The organism is Mesorhizobium sp. WSM4837 (assembly GCF_055811435.1).
Genome location: NZ_JBVVQE010000052.1, coordinates 1 through 19,768 on the forward strand (window position 1 = coordinate 1; position 19,768 = coordinate 19,768).

The window sequence follows — 19,768 nt, forward strand, 5'->3', positions numbered from 1 at the left end:
GCGGAGACGCGGAGGGGGCTTTTGGAATCGCGATAGCCGGCTGTGCCAGCAGCATCAAGACGACGGCCGCTGTTACTCCCCGCGCCACCTTCACTCGCTTTGTTGCCATGATATTTCTCCTTGCTCTTCAGAAACGGTAGACTGCTATAGTCCTGCAGTATTGATTGATATCGACAGCGTGCGGGGCGCACATTTGCGCAAACCGTGCTCGCATTATTTACACCTTTGTCGCAGTCCTCGACCTGTACTCACTCATCCGAAGTCCGCGCTTGTCGAGCTCCCGGTCGTCTATGGAAGCTATCGGCGTGCCAGCCGATCGCGCTGCGAAGGAAGTTGATGCCAAGACTGATGAATGCAGCGCGCTCCCGATTGTCCTTGCCGGAGCCGTGGCCGCCCGCGCCGGGCTCGTAGAAGAACGCGGGATAGCCAAGGGCCTGCAGCTTTGCCGCCATCTTGCGCGCGTGGCCCGGATGGACGCGGTCGTCCCGCTTCGTGGTCGCGAGCAGGATCGGCGGATAGGGCTGTCCGGGCGTCGCGGCGTGATAGGCGGAGATTTCCTTCAGGAAAGCCCAATCGTCAGCCTTGTCGGGATCGCCATATTCGTCGATCCAGCTCGCGCCCGCCAGGAGCTTGGTGTAGCGGCGCATATCGATAAGCGGAACCGTGCAGAACAGCGCGCCGAAATGCTCAGGATAGCGGGTAAGCATGTTGGCGATCAGCAGGCCGCCATTTGAGCCGCCCTCGGCGGCAATCCGCCTCGGCAGCGTAATGCCCCTTCGCACGAGGTCGGCGGCAACGGCGGCGAAATCGTCATGGGCGAGACGCTTGCCCTCCCTCCGCCCGGCATCGTGCCACCGGGTGCCGAACTCGCCGCCCCCGCGGATGTTCGCCACCACACACGTGCCGCCGCGCTCGAGCCACAGCTTGCCGAGCGAGGAGTTGTAGGAGGGCAGGAGCGATATGCCGAACCCGCCATAGGCGCTGAGATGAACCGGGGCATCCCCGTTCCCATCCGCCGGACCGACCTGTGTATAGGGAATCATCTCACCATCGATCGATACTGCCTCGTGGCGCGTGACCACCAGGCCGGATGCGTCGAAATTCTCCGGGCTGCGCTTCAGGATTACTGAAGCGCTGACAGGCGGCGCGGCATTGAGATCGAATAGGAAAAGCTGCGGCGGGGTGATTGGATCATGAGCCCCGACCAGAACCTCCCCATTGGTCTCGTGATCTGCGGCATCGAGTGACCAGAGGTGAACAGTCCCTTGCACGGGAACGGTGTCCAGGGCTCGGCGCGTCCATTCCTGCGGGCCCGGCGTGAACACCTCGAATCTCGGAACGAGGTTCGCCAGGTAGGCGATAATGAGCTTCCCGTCATTCCAGAAGAATGACTGCAGACAGCGCCTCTCGTCCGGTTCAAACAGGGTACTGAAACGGCGTTCGCCGGCCAGGAAAGAGGAAAGCGAGATGCCGATCAGCGCGTCGGCGTGATAGGTCGTCCCGGCAACCGTCCATGCTGTGCGCGGCTTTACCGCCAGCCAATCGCCGAAGTTACCCCACCAGGCGTCCTTAGGAAGGTCGATCTCAATCTTCGGCCCGCTATCATCGCCAATGCGGACTATCTTCTCGAAGCAGGCCAGCTGCTCGATGAACCACACGCGCTCGCTCTCGGCGGTACGGTCCAGATGGCCAGACACACCCAGGGTTTCGGAACCGGTCTCGAAGATTACCGGCGCGGTGAGAGGATCCGCGCCACGCTTCCACAGTCGCACGGTGCGCGCGTAACCGGAGCGGGTGGCCATGCCATGACCAAGCGCACTGGAAAGCAGAAGCGTGTTGGGGTCGAGCCAATCAATGTCACCCTTGGCCTCGGGGAGATTGAAACCGTCGGCGACAAAGCTCAGAGAGCTCAGGTCGAATTCGCGATGCACGACCGCGTCGCTGCCGCCGCGCGACAGGCGCAAGACGGCTCTTTCGCGCGTCTCCGGCTCGATCGACGCGCCGCCCCAGACCCAGTCTTCTCCGTCGCTAGCCGCGAGGGCGTCCAGATCGACCAGTAGCTCCCATTGGGGATCCGCCTTCATGTAGGCGGCAAGGGTGGTCCGGCGCCACTGTCCGCGCGGGTTTCCGGCATCTTGCCAGAAATTGTAGAGGTACTGACCACGGCGCCAGATGGTGGGAATCTTGTCAGGACGGTCGAAAATCGCTGTCAGGGCCGCCCGATCGCGCTCGAACTGCGTTCCCGCGAAGTGCTTCAGGGTCTTTGCCGACTGGCTGGCGGTCCACGCAAGTGCCGGTTCGCCTTCTACATCTTCAAGCCAAAGATGAGGGTCATCGTCGGGCGCATTCAGCGTTGGGCGGAAATCGAATTCGCTCATGTGCGAAAGACCTGAGGAATGAAGGCGCAATGGCTCTCGCCTGCTCGAGAAGGATCAATGTTTGCGGCGTCGCCCGCATGTTCGAAAAGCGTGATCATGGATGAGTTCTTCCCAGTCGGTGCGGCGTCGCAGTGCTTTTGCGCATAGGACCGCAACCGTCGTGCCAACTGGGAAATCCCTTACGGAACAATGGGATCGCTCTGGCAGCGCTGTGTCAGATGTCAGACATCGTCGCGAATGCGACAACGAGCGTACCCCGTAATCACCGGATCAACCTCCGGCGCGAGCGGTGACACCGTGCAGCACTCAAGCAGGAGTGGCTGGGCTGTGGTCCAGCGGCAAAAAACCGGAGATTCGAGGAAAGGGCTGGGCGCCGCTTGGGCGACCTGATGGTGCCCAAGCCCTGCCGCAATCTTGACCTGCACCGTTCCCTTGATTGCATTCTTGAAGTCTGTCGATCAAGTCACCAAGCTGCATTCCGGCGAACGCATGGGACTCGTCCCTATGGCAACCTGGGCTGATGTCGGGCCGCCGTCCGATATGAGGGTTTAGGATTGGGGGAGCTCGGGCTCGGCGTAGTATCTCAACGAGACGCCTAATGGTCGACGATGTCTACCTGACGCTACGCATTGGTGTGCCGCGGCAACAGGGCAGTGCGGGGCAAGTCTGCTTGGAAGAATCAGCTGCAGCAGGCGCTAGTGGACCCCGGCCGCGCTCGATCTCCATACCGTCCGCAAAGAAAGCTCGGCGTGAGCACCGGCAAAAAGCGATCTGCGCGCCTCGCCGGTTCGTTTTTCGGTCCACTGAGCTGTCGGCTTAACCTGTACAACTATACAGGCTGCCATAGCGCGGAACTTGGCCTCCAATGGCGGAAATTCCCCCGAGGAGACCTCCATGACTGAGCTTATAGCGCCGGCGCTACGACAACTTTCCCACCAGCAGCGTGCAATCCACCGCCACGCCACTACGTCTCCAAGGAACCTCTTGAACGGGACGGATGAGCCGATCACCGATACGAAACCGATATCCTTGGCGTGCTCAGGCCGCGCTGGCTGTCGCTGCGCGGGTTCGACGGTGTTCTTGCTGTTTGCGCGCGCCTTCTGCCCTCCAAGGTGCCAATGGCACAGTCTTCGACCAAATGGCGTCATCGGGGTCTGGTGGCCCCGGCGCCGGTGCTTTGCCAGGTCGCATGATGTTTCGACCTCCCTGGGGGCGGGCAGGGGAGCACAGTGATGCCTACAGTTCTCGTGACTGGCGCGGATGAGGCTGATTGGCGCGATGAAAGATCGTACGATTACACCGCTGGTCTGACGCCGCGCGAATGGGCCTGGGAGTTCTTGCGCCGCAATCCAGCATTCCAGCGGGAGGTGACCGCTCCAAGCCAGCAGGCCAATACTTTGTCCTACCGACCCTTTCTCGACGTCGTCGCGCTCGCCGGCGACCTGTCACACTGGGGTGTCCTGTTTCGCCGACTCTTATGGGCGAAATTCGGTCGTATTCTGGTCTCCGCTCTGGTGCGTCCATGTGCTGCCGGTCATTGCAGAACAGCTGTCCGCATCCTCGGCGACATTGCCGTTCGAGCTCTCGGCGTTGCCATGTCGTGCGACGGTCCTGCTGGCGCCCGACAAGGGCCAGCATGTTCTTCTTCGCAATGCGGAACATACGCTCCAGCTCGCCGTCTCTGGCGCGGATATCTTGCGCCCTGTTTGCCTCCGCACCGAGGCGATCTGGCCAGCGATGCTTTCGAAGCCCCGTCTGAGGACGCTCGAGTGCCTCAATGTTCTGAGTCTGGGTCAGCAACTGCCTGCCCGCTTGTTTCCGCGGGAAAAACGCGGTCCTCGTTTGACCTTCGTTCTTCGTGCGCTCGACGGCTCACTTGCCGGGGCATCACATCGCGAGCTCGCCGAAGCTCTGGTTGGTCAACGGCGCGCCCATGCCGACTGGAGGGATCCTCGCGATCATCTGCGCGACCGCATTCGCCGCGCCGTCTCTCGTGGCCGCGCGCTCATGAATGGAGGGTACAGAGATTTCCTCACTTGAAAGTGATATCCGCCCTGTGCGTCAGCCGGCGAACAGTTCGGAGCTAAAACCCGTCACCACCGATTGGCCCGCTCGACATGGCAGCGAACGGCCTTCGTGAGGCATCATCGATGCCAAGAGGCACGTTCGTATTGTCCGATAGCCGACAATGTCGAGTACGCAAGGTACAGGAACCTGACTCTCGGGTGTTTTTAAGCGCTTTTTGACTTGGCACGGTACATGCTCGCTATTCAGCAAAACACGCGGACTGAGTGGTTCCCACCTCCACGAGAGTCGCTGAATTACGCCACCTCCCAAGGCGTACCCGGCCCGGCAGCGAGCTCAGTCTCCTGCCGGGCATCCGTGTTCAGACGTACTCGCGTTCAGAACTTCAAATTAGAGGCGCAATGTTTCGCGTCCGGCTATGCGAACTGGTGCTGAAGATTTGTCAGACTTCGAGCGCGGTCGGTATTCACAGCAGCGACTATTTCGGCCATTGCCACTCGAGATCCGCCTTTGGAGTAGATGTGGAAAGGCTCACTCGCAGCGTAGACTTAGCATCTTGATAGGTGATCCCCATCGTCGTCAGCACATACGACGGATCGCTGGAGCCAGCGCGGCAGGCGGAACCTGTGGACAGACAGATTCCGCGCATCGCCAGGCGCTCGACAATCGCATCGGCCTCACACCACGGGATGGTCAAGAGCACGTATTTGGAAGGCGCGGAGCTTGAATCTCATTAAAACGTACTTGCGGCAGGCGGATTGCAACTCCCGTTCAAAGTTGTTTCGAAGCGCTTCGATGCCACTCGCTACACTCAGCCGCCGAGCCGCCTGTTCCGCGGCAACGGCCAGTCAGGCGGCTGCTTAGCTGTTCAGCGTCCCGCGCCGTCGCCCGTCCTCCTGTTCACCATAAAAAAAGCGGTTCGAGGCGCAACCCCTCCCTAATGTACAACGCGCCCACGCCTTTCGGGCCTTGGAATTAATGCGCTGATAGGGAGAGCAGATCGACTTCGACGAACTCGTCTGTCAGATCTATGGGTATACGACTAACAATCTGCACGGCGTCCACGTGTAGGATCGCCTCCGGAGCGAGGCGGCGACGATATCGGTCTAAACTACAATGGGTTGAACGACGCCCATCTCGTTGTCGCAGCCATGACAGAAACGAAGGCGGTGTCGGGCGTGAGTGTCGCAGCGAACGCATCTGGTCGATCCGACCTGCCCATTCGCTGGACTAGCCTACTTCGGCGCGCGAGATTCTTCGGTCGAAGACTCTTGCTTCATAGAGGTCAAGACCGGCCTGCATTGGGCTACATGGGTATACTTCGACTAAGTTGTCATGCTTATCACTTCTTTTCTGGATGTGGCCAGCTGTTCCTGCCGATAATTGCCCAGGTTGACGGCCGCCATGCGGAACGCAGAGGGAGCGTTCGGTCTTCGTGTAAAGGTGCGCTCGGCTTATTGGTTCACGATGATCTGGCCCAGATCGGCAAGGCACTCGACCACGTGGTCCGGTCTGAATGGAAACCGCTCTATGTCAGCCAGTTTCGTGACCCCAGTAAGCACAAGGGCTGTCTTCAGGCCCGATTCCAGCCCGGCGAGCACGTCGGTGTCCATGCGGTCACCGACCTGATGGTATTGACAGCTCGCACTCCGAGCCGGTCGAGCACGTTGCGCATCATGAACGGGTTCGGCTTCCCGACGAAATAGGGCTGACGGCCGGTGGCCTTCTCGATTAGTGCTGCGACTGCACCGCATGCCGGATGGGAGCCCCGCTCGGTCGGGCCAGTCGCATCCGGATTGGTGGCGAGAAAGCGCGCGCCCTTCGCCACAAGCTCGGCGCCAGTTGCGATCTGCTCGTAGTGGTACGAAGTGGTGTCTCCGAGGACCACGAACTCGGGGGCAAACTCCGTTATCCGGCAGCCTGCCTGCCGCAGGGCCTCGACCAGACCGTGGTCGCCGATGACATAAGCAGATGATCCGTGCTTTTGTAGTTCCACGAACCGCGCAGTGGCGAGCGCCGATGTGTAGATGTGTTCTGGCTGCACGGCGAAGCCAACCGCTCTTAGACGCTCGGCATGATCTTCGGGCGTGAAGCGCGAGTTATTGGTGAAGATCTGAAACGGCTCACCCTTGGCGACTAACCCGGCGACATAGTCGACCGAGCCAGCAATCGGTTGGCCGCCGCGGACCAGGACCCCGTCCATGTCGAGCAGATGCGCTATAATCATTGGATCTCACCCTTCAATGTCTCTGTGGATGCGCGGCCTGGGTACGTCTACTGTATATTCTCCAGGCGAGCACGCCGGCGACTCTAGCGATTCAGAGCGATGCGCGAAGGGCGCTCAATTGCTTGTGCGGCAATAAGGAGGTTGCGGCGTAAACTTGCCGCGGTTAGATAGGATGAGCAACGTACCGTCCGGTACCGGCGCCTTGGCTCGTCGCCGTAGAGGCGGTTCAACGTAGCTGGGCGCTTAGATGCACACGTAAGGCGCGCAGGCCGGATCGCGATAGACGACCCGAATCAGCCGCAAGAAGGTTCGCCAAAGCGCTCGATCATCCCTTTGGTTCATTCTGCGCCTGAGGTGTCCATCCACATAGAGATCAGATTCCGCCTATGCAGAGATATTTCATTTCGAGGTAGTCTTCGAGCCCGTGGCGGGAACCCTCCCGCCCGATGCCGGACTGCTTCATCCCGCCAAAGGGCGCCGCTTCCGAAGACATACGCCCCGTGTTGATGCCAACCATGCCATATTCCAATGCCTCGGCCACGCGCCAGACACGCTTCAGGTTCGAGGCATAGAAATAGGCGGCTAGGCCGTAGATCGTGTCGTTGGCCTCACGCACAACCTGATCCGCCTCGTGGAAGCGAATGATCGGCGCCAGCGGCCCGAAAGTCTCCTCTTGCGCAACCGCCATGATGCTGGAGATTTCAGTGAGGACTGTGGGCTTGAAGAAGGTGCCATCCTTGCCAATACGTTCGGCCCCGCATCGAATTGTCCCACCCTTGGCAACGGCATCTGCGATGTGGGACTCGATCTTGGCCAAAGCATGCAAGTCGATGAGCGGTCCGACGTCCACTCCGGGGGCGAAGCCGTCGCCAACCGACAAGTACCGGATTTTCTCCACGAACTTCTCGACGAACTCATCGTGAACGCTCGATTGGACGTAAAGGCGGTTCGCTGAAACGCAAGTCTGGCCGGCGTTGCGGAACTTCGCCTGGATCGCGCCGTCAACCGCAGCGTCGATATCAGCGTCGTCGAAGACGATGAAAGGCGCATTGCCGCCGAGCTCGAGGCTGACCTTCTTGATCTGGTCCGAGCACTGGCGCATCAGCAGCCGGCCAACCTCGGTCGAGCCTGTAAAGCTGATCTTTCGGACCTTAGGATTGGAGCAGAGTTCGCGTCCAACGTCAGCACCTTCGGACGCATAGATCAGGTTGACGACACCGGAGGGAAAGCCGGCTTGGTGCGCGAGGGCGAACATTGCGCCTGCCACGAGCGGCGTCTGTTCAGCAGGTTTGAGCACGATCGCGCAGCCCGCCGCCAGGGCCGGCGAGATCTTGCGCGCCACCATCGAGGCTGGGAAATTCCACGGCGTAATCGTGCCGACCACACCGATGGGCTGCTTGATCACCAGCATCCGACGGTCTGTCGATGGTGCGGGGATCGTCTCGCCATAGATGCGATTGGCTTCTTCGGCGTACCATTGCAGATACGCGGCCGCATGCGACACCTCCGACTTGGCTTCGGCAAACGGCTTGCCCATCTCTGCAGTGAGTATCGCTGCAAGATCACCGGCGTGGTCAATGATCAGCTCATGCCATCGCCACAGAACGTCACTGCGTTCTCGGGCGGTCAGCCCCGCCCATCCAGGCTGCGCTACGTAGGCCTTGTCGATCGCAGCGCGTGTCTCCTCCACACCCATGTCGGGAAGTACTGCCAGCACTTCGCCGCTCGACGGGTTGAGGACCTCGAATGTCCGCTCGCTAACCGGCGTGCCGAGCGCCGGCAGGCGATCGAGGGCGCCAAACAGATCCGGGGATTTCAGGTGGCGGATCATCGGCAGGCACAGGGGCAATACCGGATTCCTCTCAAACGCGGCGGATATGTATGTCGACAGGGCGCCGGCGTGTACTCCGCACCTGCGGGTTCCTTATAGGGCCTCGGCCAGACGCTTGGTAGACCATTCCACTCAACTTGAGAGGGAGAATTCTTGAACTCTTCTGGTCGATGGCTTGCGGTTCTCACCATGTGCAAACTGAACAATGGACATCGGCTGGGGCCCCTAGTACGGCCCCTCCACTGAGCATCTATCACTAGCCGGAACTTTTGAGCCCTTGCCAAGCTTTGTTCGGGAGGTCTCGTCTACCACGCTGGGAAGTGCGGTCCTTGGAAACCGGCATACCAGTTAGATTATCATCTACGCAAACCCATCGATGCGTTCGTGGACAATCGCGCGCATTTGCTCCGCCATCTTCGCGCCTTGAGAGCCGTCTGATAGAGGCGGCGGCAATTCGAGGTGGTTGAGAGCGCGTGAGAGGGCTGCAACAAGATCGTCGATGCTGGTATCCGCATCGGCTGCCTTGAGGCCAGCCGTGCTCGCGAAAGCCTTGAAGTCGGCGCGCCGCAGACGATCGTCCTTGTCGTTCAGCTTGAGGGCCATCCGGTCTTTTTCGAGATGTGGAAACACGCGAGTCGTGACCGCGTCGTAGAGCGGAGCCATGCGGACTGAGCTGAACTGCGCGCTGCTGGGCTCTGCGATTTTCAGCAGTGCCATGTTCTTCAGGTGCATGTCGCCATCTGCGATCAGCCAGGCGAATAAGGATCGCTTGAGGACAAGCAGGACGTCTTCTTCGGGAGAGGTCGATAGCGGCCTTAGTGCCCGCGCGATGCGCTCCATTGTGCCGCCGTATTTTGCTTCCGTGGGCACACCGAGCACCGAGCAAAAATCCTCAAGCGCCAAAAGATGCTTGTCGTCAAGGCTCGTTCTGATGTCGAACCGCTCCACGAGGAGCGCCGGAGGCATCCTGTCAGGCATCGAGACGAGCGCCGTCGCGGGCGTCGTGAAACCGGCCGCGCTGCCCAAAGCGAGCGACTGCCATTCGATAACCGGCAGGGCCTCAAATCCACCTGTACCGGCAGGCTTGAGGATGTGGGTGAACGGTTTGCCGGTACTGGGGGAGAGAGTACCGTCGGTATCGAGGAACATCGGCGCTTTGATCTGAACGCCTGATAAACGCGGCGTATCGGTACGCTCGAAAATCTCCGCCAGATTGCGCTCGAAGCTCTGCTCCAGATCGCCGCGACCCGGCCCTGCATACTGGCCAGTGAAGATAGAATTTCTAGTGAAGCCATCGAGCCGGGTTAGCAGGACGTCGGGCGGCAGGGCGGAGAGATCGCTCGCACGCTCGACGATGGTAATGTTGGACATGTAGCGTTTGCCCGAGCGCAGCGTCGCGCGCTCGTCGCGGTCATTCAACACCGACTCAAGCCAGCCTTCAGGCAGCAGCGACAGAATGAAAGGAGGGAGCTTGCCCGGCGTGGTCTGGCGAACAAGTGGCGGGCCATCCTGATCATCTGGATTCCAGCGCCACTCAAAACCATCATGTTTGAGATTGCCGAGCGGAGCGCCGTGCCACGCTACGATCAGATCGAACGCGGCTTCATTGCGCGCAGGCTCTGCGGTCACTGGACGGCGGAGGAGGAAGCGCTCGGCGTGCTCGCCTTCGCGATACCACTGGTTTTCGTGGGCGAGCGCCCATGTCGCGTCGGCAGCGCCCTGGGCGCTGCCGTATTCTTCTATGAGGCGGTTCGCAATTGTCTCGCGCATCGTCTCATCGATGGATCCCGCGTGTTCGCTGCGCAGGCGGAAAGCTTCGAGGAAGCGCTGGCGCATCGAGGAGACGTCGATCCGGAATTCTCCCATGCCATCATCGATATTCGCTTGAGCGACTGATGGGTGGTCGGGAGCTGCGTTCTGAATGATTTCCAGCGAGCGCAAGCGCGTGCGTTGTATTCGTCGCCCGCTCAGGAACAGGCGGCCATCGCGGGTCGGGCCGAGAAGGACAGCGCTCGCGGCCGAGAGGTAAGCGTTGGGATACAGGTATTTGGCGATGCGGACGGCGTGCTTGAGTATCGTGGCCTCGATATCCTCCCCGGCATCGACATAGATGCCGCGCCTTAGCTGAACGAGCTTGCCCGTTTCAGCCTGATAGTGGCTGCGGGTTTTATCGATGTTTTCCCCGACGAGGTGAAGAGCCATTTTCTAACTTTCTCGTATGTGAAATACGGGAAAGTTAGCATACTGAGCTCCAGAGTAAGAGAATTTAACTTTCCCGTATTTCAAATACGCGAAAGTTAATACCTTCTCTGAACGTCGGGCGTTCTCCGGCTCGGCAATCGAACCGCCGGGCGAGAACCCGATCTGCGAGGGCGAGCAGGCAGAAATCAAGGCGTTCATTCTGCCGCACCATAGTCGAATCAGCCAAACGTATGTGGGCGGAGTCCTTCAGCGAGTATTCTTAGAGCGCAGGATTATTCGCTGTCACGGGACACCAGGTAGCCGCGGGCCAACGCCCATAATGGCGGGCTCGGCCGACAGCAGTTTCTTCGCCGCCGCCCTGACCTGGTCGAGCGTCACCTGCTCGATGAGGGCCGGGCGGTGCTGGATGTAGTCTATGCCGCGCTTGTCGAGCTGCAGCCTGAGAAGCGTGGCTGAGATCGCCCTGGAGGAACCAAGATTGCTGATAGCATAGGCCCCGATCAGATACTTTTTGCTCGCTTCGAGCTCGGCCGCTGTTGGCCCGGTGTCCACCAGCTCCTTGATTACTTGTCTAATCAGGTCGAGTGTCTCCGCCGCCCTGTCGGCGTGCGTCGACGTGGTCACGACAAGCGTGTTGGAATGCTGGCGGCCTTCCAAACTGGAGGACACACCGTAGGCCAGGCCACGCTTTTCCCGCACTTCCTGGAACAGACGTGAGGTGAATGGCGAGCCTCCGAGTATATCGTTTATCAGCTGCGCGGCATAGAATTCCGGGTCGCTGCGTCCGACGCCGGGAAAAGCCAGCTGGAGCGAAGTCTGGGGCAGGGCGTATGCGACCAACGTCCACTGGCCGAGCTTCGGGGTGACATCAGGTACCTGGGCGAGCGCCTGCTTCTGAGGCAAATCGCCGAACAACTGGTCGAGCCTTGCACTCAGGGCTTTGGCATCGATGTCGCCGACAACCGCCACGTGCAGCCCCTCGCGGGCGAAAGCGGCCTTGTGGAAGGCGCTTAGATCGGCGGGCGTTATGCGGGCCAGGCTTTCCTTGGTGCCCTCGGGCGGCCTCGAATACGGATGCGCGCCGTAGAGCCTGCGCCGCCATGCATCCCTGCCGATCGCGTGAGGTTCGCGCTCGTTGGCGATGATGCCGAAGAGAAGCTGAGCGCGGGTTCGGTCAAAGGGTTCCTGATCGAAGCGGGGCCTGTTCAACGCGAGCCTGATGAGATCGAAAGCGGCGTCCTGGCGCTGGGAAAGCATGCGCACCGAGCCATAGATGCCGTCAGGCCGCGCGTGGAAGCTCATCTCAGCGCCGGCATCATCGAGCCGCACCTGAAAGGTGTCGCCGTCGTGATCGCCTGCGCCCTCGTCGAACAAGCCGGTCATCAAATTGACAAGCCCCTCCTTATCGGCCGGGTCCTGGCTGGTGCCGCCGTCGAACACGAACTGGAGCGTGACGATCGGCAGCGTATGGTCTTCCACCAGCCAGGCGGTGATCCCCTTTTCAGATTTCACCTCCTGGATGTTCGTCGCAGCACGGGCGGTACACGCTGGCAGGGTGAGGAAGAAAATAGCAAGGCAAAGGACAGCCAGCCAGGAGGCGAGGCGCCAGCCTTGTCCAAAAGGAGAGGGCAATGCTTGTGGAATGGCCCTGCGGAATTGGTTCGTCATCATATCAATTTTCCTTGGGCAGGAGATAGCCGGTGGTCGAATGGTCGGACACGAGGTAGCGGGCGGCAACGGCCTTAACCTGATCGGCCGTGACCTTGCGGATGCGGTCCGGCCATTCCTCGACGTCTTTCACATTGCCGCCTGTGGCAAGCGTGGCGCCATACATGCCAGCGACGGAGGCCTGCTCGTCATGGGCGAAGATGAACGAGCGGATATAGCGGTTTTTCGTCTTCTCCAGTTCGTCGCTGGTGATGCCGTTCCTGGCGATGCGCGCTATCTCGGCGTCGACTGCGGCCTCGACATCCGCAAGCTTCGCCTTGCCGCGCGGCCAGCCGCGGATGCTGAACTTGCCAGCATCCAGCATGGTGCCCTCGAAATCAGCGTCGGCCGCTGCGGCTATGCCCTGCTTCACAACGAGCTCCTGGTACAGCCGGCTGCGGTTGCCCCCGGCGAGAATCTGTGCCAGCAGGTCCAGCGCCTCGGCTTCGCCGGGCTCGGCGGTGCGATAGGACGGCACCACCCAATATCTGGAAAAGATGGGGACCGAAACGCGGCCATCCCTTAGCGTCAATGTGCGCCTGGTGTTCTGCACCGGCTCAGACGGGCGTTCGCGTGGCGGCAGATCTGGTCCACGCGGGACCTTGCCATAGGTCTTCTCGGCCAGCGCCTTCACGGCCTCGGGCTCGACGTCGCCTGCCACCACCATCACGGCGTTGTTCGGCCAGTACTTGTCATAAAAAGCCACGGCGTCGTTGCGGTCCAGCTTCTCGATCTCGTGCATCCAGCCCATCACCGGGATCCGGTAGGGTTGGCTCTGCCAGAGCGTCGTGACGACCTCCTCATCGAGAAGCGCCTCCGGATTGTTGTCGACCCTCAAGCGACGCTCCTCGCGGACCACGTCCCGCTCGGTGTTGATGACGTCATCCGTGAGGGTGAGATTGCGCATGCGATCAGCCTCGAAGCTCATCATCTGCTCCACTGCCGAGGGCGCCACTCTTTCGTAGAAGGCAGTATAATCGTAAGAGGTGAAGGCGTTTAGCGAGCCCCCGATCTCCGCCACCGCGCGGTCCAACTCGCCGGCGCCGTGATTGGCCGTCCCTTTGAACATCAGATGCTCGAAGAAATGCGCGATGCCGGATTTGCCCGGAGGCTCGTCGGCACTGCCGACCTTGTACCACACCATATGGGTGACGATGGGCGCGCGGTGATCGGGTACGACGACCACCTCCATGCCGTTGTCGAGCAGGAAATTCGCTATGTCATAGGCGGCCGCCGGAGACGGCGCGGTCGTCAGAAATGCCAGCGCGGTCGCAAAAAGTGCGCCCCGCAGCCAAGCAGACGGTGGCTTCGGTTGTGGTGACCGGGCGATGGACAAAGTTCGCACGGAAGTGAGTTGTCCCTCAATTTGAAGGTGCTGCGTCCCTGTCGCCCCCACTGGGAGAAGGTGGATCGGTGGGCAGCGCCGGTCCAGACGAGCCCTCACAATGCTGCCAGGCCCGGCTGGGATGTCAGTTTTGAGTAGGTCGGCGAAAGGTGGGGCGGCATTTTTCTGTGTGGGGATCATGGGACGACTCTCCTGCGCGTTTGCATGACCCCGCAGGAACCTTGCCAGATGAGAAAGCCCTTTCGGCGATGCGATTCAACGGACTCTGTGTTGCGTACCTCCGACATTGTCCGACGTCAGACACCGCCGACTGGGGAGCGCTTGCCGCTTAAAGAGGTGGCTAGGTGAAATACCCTTAGGACAGCGGCGAACATGGTGGCGTTAGCGCGCGCCCGTAGTTGCTGGTCGTCCGCGTACTCTTGCTCACATCGGCCGATCGCAGGTCCTTAACAGGACTCCAAACCAGCGATAGACGCGGTTCTGGAATTTACCGGAGCGTTTCAGAACTTGTGTTTGGCATTCGAAGCGCCAGCGCGGGAGACGCTGTCCGCGACAGGCGGTTATGATGGAGCTTGCGAGCCGCTTTAGCGATTTGACCGGGCTTTTGCTATTTTAGCTTTTGCTGCCCTAAAGTCTCGGATATGAAGCGGACCTGGCTTATGGCCTGCCTACATTGAATGGTTACAAAGGAATACACTATGGCGACTGGAACGGTGAAGTGGTTCAACAGCACCAAGGGATTCGGTTTTATCCAGCCTGACAACGGAGGTCAGGACGTTTTCGTCCACATTTCCGCTGTCGAACGAGCGGGCCTTTCGACCCTTAATGAGGGCCAGAAGATCAACTACGAGGTCGAACAGGACCGCCGTACTGGCAAATCATCCGCTGGCAGTCTCAGCAAAGCTGGCTGACCTTTTTCTGCTTCTGCCCGGCAAGAGCCGGGCAGAAGTGCCACTGACCGCGCCATAGGAGCGGGCAAGAACACGGATCCCCGCCGACTGGGGCAGCGGATTGTAGCAAGCTGCTAAGTTCTACTGCCACACGATGTTGCAAGCGAAGAGGGCGGGTCCCAGCCCTCTTACTTTCTGCAGCAGATGTTTATCGCATTCTCGATTGAGCGTGCCGGGGAATGAACGAGCAATTCAGCCAGCCTCCAGCGATCGACACCTCCTGGATCAAGAGGGCAGGGTACATTGGCCCCGAGGGGACCTGGACCCATCAAGCCTCGCTGGACCTCTTTGGTGACCAAGTTGAACTCGTTCCGTTCAGCGACGGATTGTTCGAAGCATATGAGAATGGCTGCGTCCACGTTGCATGCGTCCCAGCTACGACCTCTCTGGTCGGAGCCACTCCCTACCTCGACCAAGTCTTGAGCTTGAGGTCTCCCACGATTATCGCCGAGTACCCGAAGGTCCTGAGCTACAGCCTCATGGCCAGCAAGGATGCGAGTTTCTCGATGATCGCTAAGGTGGTGGGCCACCCAGTGGCCCTGCAGGAGGGGGCCGGGTGGCTCGACGAGAACATGCCCAATGTCGAGCGAGAGAGCCGTCGGGGATCGACATCTTTCGTGGCAGAGCAAAAATCTCCCTCGATAGCAGCATTTGGTCCTGCGCTTGGTGCCAAGCTGTACAATCTCCAGATATTGCGAACAGGAATTGAAGAAGGGCTGCATAATGTTACGCGGTGGTGGGTGCTCGGGCGCAGGACCCCTGCGCCGACAGGATTTGACCGGACTTCACCTCCGCGTTTCAGAGCAAAATCTCAGTTGTGTCCTGAACAGGTTCTCGAATGACAATTTAGCCGTTCTTAATGTCTATCAGCGTCCGACCTGCGAGCGGCTAGACACCCATCAGTATGTCATCGATGTCGCTGGACACGTTTTGACGCACCCGGCGCTGGCCGCGTTGGCGGAGATTGATGGCCTGAGAATTCTCGGATCGTACCCACGTCGCTATTAGTTGTGGCTAGGCTAGGCTAGTTTCCGTCCATACCCCCAAAACTGTTGATCTTATCACTGACGAATAAGGGGCTGCCGCATCGAACTTGATGCGATGTACACGTAATGCGCGAGCGATGGACGAGATAATCGCGCCGACGATCTTGTCGTTCCCGCCAGTTTCTTGCCTGCGAAACGGTAGTATTCATAGGCACAGATGTCGACCGGCCGGGCATCTTACAAAACCAGTGACCGTTGTATGACTGTGACGCGTTGTGGGCGGCACGCTCGTCCATTCGGGAAGGTCCAACACTTCAATCCGCGCAGGGGCGCCGTGACCGGGGCCTGCGGCATTTTTACGAGCGTGCCGTTTGGCACGAGCTTATCGCTTTGGCGCCCCTCACGCTGCTTGGCTGTGCTTATGGGACAACCCGGTCGAGAAAAGCATCGAATGCGGCAGCAACAGCGCGAATCACGAAGCGATGCTCCTGCCGCACCCGGATGAGACCGTTTTCGATGTCCACTACCCCGTCCTCGGCCAGCTTCGCCAGGCGTTCAGTTGAATCGAGAAAGCGGATTGGATCGAACCCATAGGCCGCACAGATTGCCGGCACATCGGCCTCCAAATCGCACATCAGCCGCTCGATGATTGCGGCTCGCACGCGGTCTTCGTCTGTGAGCCGGTAGCCTTTTGACGTTGCCAGACGGCCACCTGCTATGTGCCGGCTGTAGGACTCGTGTGTCACCTCGTTCTGGACGTAACCATCGCCGACCCGCCCGATAGCCGACGCGCCGAAACCGATCACGGTTTTGCAGGTGTCGGCCGAGTAACCCAGCGAGTTACGGCGTAGCCGACCGCGGGTCTGCGCCAGCGTAAGTTCGTCGTCCGGCAAGGCGAAATGGTCGAGGCCGATCTCTCGGTAGCCGGCCGCAACCAGCGTATCTGCCACGGCCGCAGCCTGGTCGGCGCGGGCGACGCTGTCCGGCAGAGCAGTCTTCTCGATCAGGCGCTGATTCTTGATCACCGATGGAATATGCGCGTAGCCGAACACCGCAAGCCGGTTGGGACGCATGGCGGCGGTTGCCGCCGCAGTCTGGACGCAGGACTCTACCGTCTGATTCGGGAGACCGAACATGAGATCGACGTTGATGCCGCTTACTCCATGCCGGCGCAGCTCTTCGACGGCAGCGGCCGTCTGCGCCTCGCTCTGGACCCGGTTGATGGCTTTTTGAACAATTGGATCAAAACTCTGCACCCCGAGACTCGCGCGGCTCACATTAGCTGCTCCCAGTGCCTCGGCGATCTCGCGCGTGAACGTGCGCGGGTCAATTTCGACGGCGATCTTAGCGGGCTCCCTGAACGCGAAGCGGCGGCGCAGGAGTTCGATCATGGCCAAGAATTCCGCTGCCCCGATCAGGGTCGGGGTTCCACCGCCGAAATGCACGTCGTCCACGACGAGCCTCTGCTCCACTTGCTCCGAGACCAAACGGATCTCGTCACGCAGAACGGCCACATAGTCGAGGATCGGACCCTGATTGCGGGCAATCGTGGTCGGAAAGCCGCAATACCAGCAAATCGATCGGCAGAACGGAATGTGGAGATAGAGCGACACCGGATCGTCAGCCGGCAGACCTCTTAGCCATTCCTCATAGCTTTCCGCGCCGACCGCTGCGGAGAACTCCGGCACAGTCGGATAGATGGTGTACCAAGGCAGGAGAGCCTCGCGATGTTTTTTCAGGATAGAAGTCTGCAACAGTTTCCCTCCCAAGCTGATAACTGTCCTCCTTTTACCCCTGCGATCTCCTGTGTCTCTGCGTTATGTCAATTCCGTTCCGCTTCGCGGGTGTGTAATCACACCGTCTGCAAGGAAAAGGCGGGATTTGATCCCGCCTTTCGATGTTTCGCTCACATCATGCCGATCGAGCCGCCAGCCCCACAGCGGGTCTGGATGAGGAAGTCACGCTGGTACCTTCTTTCTGGACCGCTTCTCCGGCGCCGAGACTTCAGGCTCTTTCGGTTTGCGGCCGAGTCCCATTGTCTTGGCCAGGGCAGAGCGCGCAGCCGCGTAATTCGGCGCGACCATGGGATAGTCCGCCGGCAGACCCCATTTGGCGCGATATTCATTAGGGCTCAGCCCGTAATGGGTCGACAGATGACGCTTTAGCGATTTGAATTTCTTCCCATCCTCAAGGGAGACAATGTAGTCCGGCGTCACCGATTTTCTGATCGGGACCGCCGGCGTCAACACCGTCGGCTCTTGTGCCGAGACGCGACCGGCCGCCGTGCCCTTCAAAGCTTCGTGCACTTGGCCGATCAGGGCTGAAAGGTCCCCCACCGGAACGGGATTGTTGGAAACATAGGCTGAGACAACATCTGTGGTAAGCTGGATGAGGTTGTCGATGTTTTTGAAGTCTTCTTCTGGCATGAAACTCTCCGGTGGATTGGTCTGCGGAGCGTCGCTTCTAGTGGTGATTTCCGGTGAAAGCAACAAATGTCACGACAGGATTGTTCGTTGCTCGTCCAAGATTGAGGTCTATAGCACCACATCACGCGGTCGTGACACTGATCTGCCTGGTAGTCGCTGTCCCATAACTGCGCCAGTGTCCGCCTTTCCGTTCCGATCTCGTCCGTCTGAATTGCAGAGGGAAGACGCAGAAAGCTTGTAAACCATGAGCCGTGCACTCGATGGGGGCAGAAAAGCTTGCGCGTATGAAACAGGCTGGCGTTGCGCCAGCATGTGGCGACAGGCCACAGAACCGACCAAACCCTCAGTCGAACAAACAGCGACTGCGCGTGCGCCACCATTGGATTCCGCCGTCGGGCGATGAATCGCAGTCAATGTCTCCGCCGCTCGATTGGCTTGGTCGACAGGCACGATTCCCTCGATCCGCTGATCTAGCGCAGGGCGTTCGCAGGCCGCATGTGGAGAATGGTTTCCGTGCACATCGTAAGGACTCCATTTATGAAAATTCTATTCCCTGCGGTGGCTGTTGCGCTTGTGGCAGCCACAGCTTTTGCTGCGCAGTCCATCCCGCTAGACCTCAGAGAAACGGCACTGGCCACCTTCAAGCCCTTGCCATTCACGCCGGCGCTCGCCAACAACCCGAGCACGCCGGAGAAGATTGCCCTCGGCAAGGCACTGTTCTTCGATCCACGCCTCTCGTCCTCAGGCGTTTTCTCCTGTAACTCGTGCCACAACCTGGCCACCGGGGGCGACGACAATCGTGAAACTTCGATTGGCCATGGTTGGCAGAAGGGGCAGCGCAACGCGCCGACGGTGTTTAACTCTGTCTTCAACAAATCACAGTTTTGGGACGGTCGCGCCGAAGACCTGAAAGCTCAGGCCAAAGGGCCGATACAGGCCGGTGCCGAGATGGCCAACACATCGCAGCAAGTGGTCGAGACGCTCAAATCGATGCCGCAATACGTGGAGTTGTTCCATTCAGCTTTCCCGGAGCAAGCAGATCCCATCACCCTCGAAAACGTAGTCAATGCACTCGCAGCCTACGAGGGGACACTGGTCACGCCGGCCCCCTTCGACGCCTACCTCAATGGAGATGACACCGCCATCGGTTCCGAAGCGAAACAGGGCCTGGCCCTTTTTATGGAAAAGGGCTGCTCGTCCTGCCATTCCGGTGTCAATATTGGTGGGGAAGGCTATTACCCATTCGGCCTCGTAGACAAGCCTAGCGCCGACATTCTGCCGGAGAACGACAAGGGACGATTTGCCGTCACCAATGTACCAGAGGATTCCTATGTTTTCCGCGTGCCATCGCTGCGCAACGTAGCAATCACCGCGCCATACTTTCATTCGGGCAAGGTCTGGGACCTGAGCGAGGCGGTCGCCATCATGGGCACCACCCAGCTTGGCGAAGAGCTAGCGCAAATCGAAATCGATCGGATCGTTGCCTACCTTAATTCGCTGACCGGAAAGCGACCGGAGATCACATATCCCATCTTGCCAACTGAAACGCCCACAACACCTCGACCTCGATCCTAGGCATTGGGAAAACAGGCGATCGCGTCGGGGGCCAATGAGCATTCCTTGACCGATCTGGGCGAATTGCCATAAGCGCAACCGTGCGATCGGGCCGTGATACGTCGCGGCACGATTGA

General features: G+C 59.8%; 13 protein-coding genes and 1 pseudogene. 5 read left to right on the top strand and 9 right to left on the bottom strand.

All coding sequences use genetic code 11. From position 1 onward, the window contains the following. Nucleotides 1-248: 248 nt before the first annotated feature. The gene (locus AC0L3D_RS25455) at nt 249-2,378 is read right to left on the bottom strand and encodes a prolyl oligopeptidase family serine peptidase (protein WP_473646197.1); all 2,130 of its coding nucleotides are present in this window, start codon (nt 2,376-2,378) and stop codon (nt 249-251) included. 1,232 nt (nt 2,379-3,610) lie between these two features. Between AC0L3D_RS25455 and AC0L3D_RS25460 the strand changes: the two are divergent. Both AC0L3D_RS25460 and AC0L3D_RS25465 read left to right on the top strand, forming a co-directional pair. Then, a pseudogene (locus AC0L3D_RS25460) lies at nt 3,611-3,787 on the top strand (transcriptional regulator domain-containing protein); the annotation flags it as partial. 115 nt (nt 3,788-3,902) lie between these two features. Further along, nucleotides 3,903-4,418, top strand: coding sequence for a DUF2285 domain-containing protein (locus tag AC0L3D_RS25465; protein ID WP_176478106.1), 516 nt, complete (start codon nt 3,903-3,905; stop codon nt 4,416-4,418). Nucleotides 4,419-5,857: 1,439 nt separating this feature from the next. On the opposite strand, the gene AC0L3D_RS25470 is transcribed toward AC0L3D_RS25465, so the two are convergent. The 6 genes from AC0L3D_RS25470 to AC0L3D_RS25495 all read right to left on the bottom strand — a co-directional run bounded on the left by AC0L3D_RS25470 (nt 5,858) and on the right by AC0L3D_RS25495 (nt 13,895). Beyond that, on the bottom strand, nt 5,858-6,016 hold the full coding sequence (locus AC0L3D_RS25470) for an HAD hydrolase-like protein (protein WP_473646199.1): 159 nt from the start codon (nt 6,014-6,016) through the stop codon (nt 5,858-5,860). Further along, nucleotides 5,977-6,606: an HAD-IIA family hydrolase gene (locus AC0L3D_RS25475; RefSeq protein ID WP_473646201.1), complete on the bottom strand. Its 630-nt coding sequence runs from the start codon at nt 6,604-6,606 to the stop codon at nt 5,977-5,979. The genes AC0L3D_RS25470 and AC0L3D_RS25475 overlap by 40 nt, the downstream gene beginning before the upstream one ends. A gap of 397 nt (nt 6,607-7,003) precedes the next feature. Next, on the bottom strand, nt 7,004-8,479 hold the full coding sequence (locus AC0L3D_RS25480; RefSeq protein ID WP_065011143.1) for an NAD-dependent succinate-semialdehyde dehydrogenase: 1,476 nt from the start codon (nt 8,477-8,479) through the stop codon (nt 7,004-7,006). A gap of 342 nt (nt 8,480-8,821) precedes the next feature. After that, the gene (locus AC0L3D_RS25485; RefSeq protein ID WP_065011144.1) at nt 8,822-10,663 is read right to left on the bottom strand and encodes a type II toxin-antitoxin system HipA family toxin; all 1,842 of its coding nucleotides are present in this window, start codon (nt 10,661-10,663) and stop codon (nt 8,822-8,824) included. 282 nt (nt 10,664-10,945) lie between these two features. After that, nucleotides 10,946-12,331, bottom strand: coding sequence for a M16 family metallopeptidase (locus tag AC0L3D_RS25490; RefSeq protein ID WP_473646239.1), 1,386 nt, complete (start codon nt 12,329-12,331; stop codon nt 10,946-10,948). Nucleotides 12,332-12,335: 4 nt separating this feature from the next. Further along, nucleotides 12,336-13,895: a M16 family metallopeptidase gene (locus AC0L3D_RS25495; protein WP_473646203.1), complete on the bottom strand. Its 1,560-nt coding sequence runs from the start codon at nt 13,893-13,895 to the stop codon at nt 12,336-12,338. 518 nt (nt 13,896-14,413) lie between these two features. Between AC0L3D_RS25495 and AC0L3D_RS25500 the strand changes: the two genes are divergently transcribed. Continuing rightward, nucleotides 14,414-14,626 (top strand): cold-shock protein, encoded by a 213-nt coding sequence (locus AC0L3D_RS25500; protein ID WP_008874821.1) that lies wholly within the window; start codon nt 14,414-14,416, stop codon nt 14,624-14,626. A gap of 218 nt (nt 14,627-14,844) precedes the next feature. Continuing rightward, complete coding sequence (locus AC0L3D_RS25505; protein ID WP_473646205.1) at nt 14,845-15,507, top strand: prephenate dehydratase; 663 nt, start codon at nt 14,845-14,847, stop codon at nt 15,505-15,507. A 563-nt stretch (nt 15,508-16,070) separates the two neighbouring features. Here the strand turns inward: AC0L3D_RS25505 and hemN are convergent. Together hemN and AC0L3D_RS25515 are read right to left on the bottom strand one after the other, a co-directional pair. After that, nucleotides 16,071-17,405 (bottom strand): oxygen-independent coproporphyrinogen III oxidase, encoded by a 1,335-nt coding sequence (gene hemN, locus AC0L3D_RS25510; RefSeq protein ID WP_473646206.1) that lies wholly within the window; start codon nt 17,403-17,405, stop codon nt 16,071-16,073. Between the two features lie 204 nt (nt 17,406-17,609). After that, on the bottom strand, nt 17,610-18,077 hold the full coding sequence (locus AC0L3D_RS25515; protein ID WP_065011147.1) for a Ros/MucR family transcriptional regulator: 468 nt from the start codon (nt 18,075-18,077) through the stop codon (nt 17,610-17,612). 537 nt (nt 18,078-18,614) lie between these two features. Between AC0L3D_RS25515 and AC0L3D_RS25520 the strand changes: the two genes are divergently transcribed. After that, the gene (locus tag AC0L3D_RS25520; protein WP_473646208.1) at nt 18,615-19,652 is read left to right on the top strand and encodes a cytochrome-c peroxidase; all 1,038 of its coding nucleotides are present in this window, start codon (nt 18,615-18,617) and stop codon (nt 19,650-19,652) included. Nucleotides 19,653-19,768 lie beyond the last annotated feature (116 nt).

What these genes read in the sequence shown, in the direction of transcription:
- AC0L3D_RS25500 (WP_008874821.1), top strand. Translation starts at nt 14,414, where the DNA reads ATGGCGACTGGAACGGTGAAGTGGTTCAACAGCACCAAGGGATTCGGT.
- AC0L3D_RS25455 (WP_473646197.1), bottom strand. Translation starts at nt 2,378, where the DNA reads ATGAGCGAATTCGATTTCCGCCCAACGCTGAATGCGCCCGACGATGAC.
- AC0L3D_RS25490 (WP_473646239.1), bottom strand. Translation starts at nt 12,331, where the DNA reads ATGACGAACCAATTCCGCAGGGCCATTCCACAAGCATTGCCCTCTCCT.
- AC0L3D_RS25475 (WP_473646201.1), bottom strand. Translation starts at nt 6,606, where the DNA reads ATGGACGGGGTCCTGGTCCGCGGCGGCCAACCGATTGCTGGCTCGGTC.
- AC0L3D_RS25520 (WP_473646208.1), top strand. Translation starts at nt 18,615, where the DNA reads ATGAAAATTCTATTCCCTGCGGTGGCTGTTGCGCTTGTGGCAGCCACA.
- AC0L3D_RS25505 (WP_473646205.1), top strand. Translation starts at nt 14,845, where the DNA reads ATGAACGAGCAATTCAGCCAGCCTCCAGCGATCGACACCTCCTGGATC.
- AC0L3D_RS25495 (WP_473646203.1), bottom strand. Translation starts at nt 13,895, where the DNA reads ATGATCCCCACACAGAAAAATGCCGCCCCACCTTTCGCCGACCTACTC.
- AC0L3D_RS25485 (WP_065011144.1), bottom strand. Translation starts at nt 10,663, where the DNA reads ATGGCTCTTCACCTCGTCGGGGAAAACATCGATAAAACCCGCAGCCAC.
- AC0L3D_RS25515 (WP_065011147.1), bottom strand. Translation starts at nt 18,077, where the DNA reads ATGCCAGAAGAAGACTTCAAAAACATCGACAACCTCATCCAGCTTACC.
- AC0L3D_RS25470 (WP_473646199.1), bottom strand. Translation starts at nt 6,016, where the DNA reads ATGGACACCGACGTGCTCGCCGGGCTGGAATCGGGCCTGAAGACAGCC.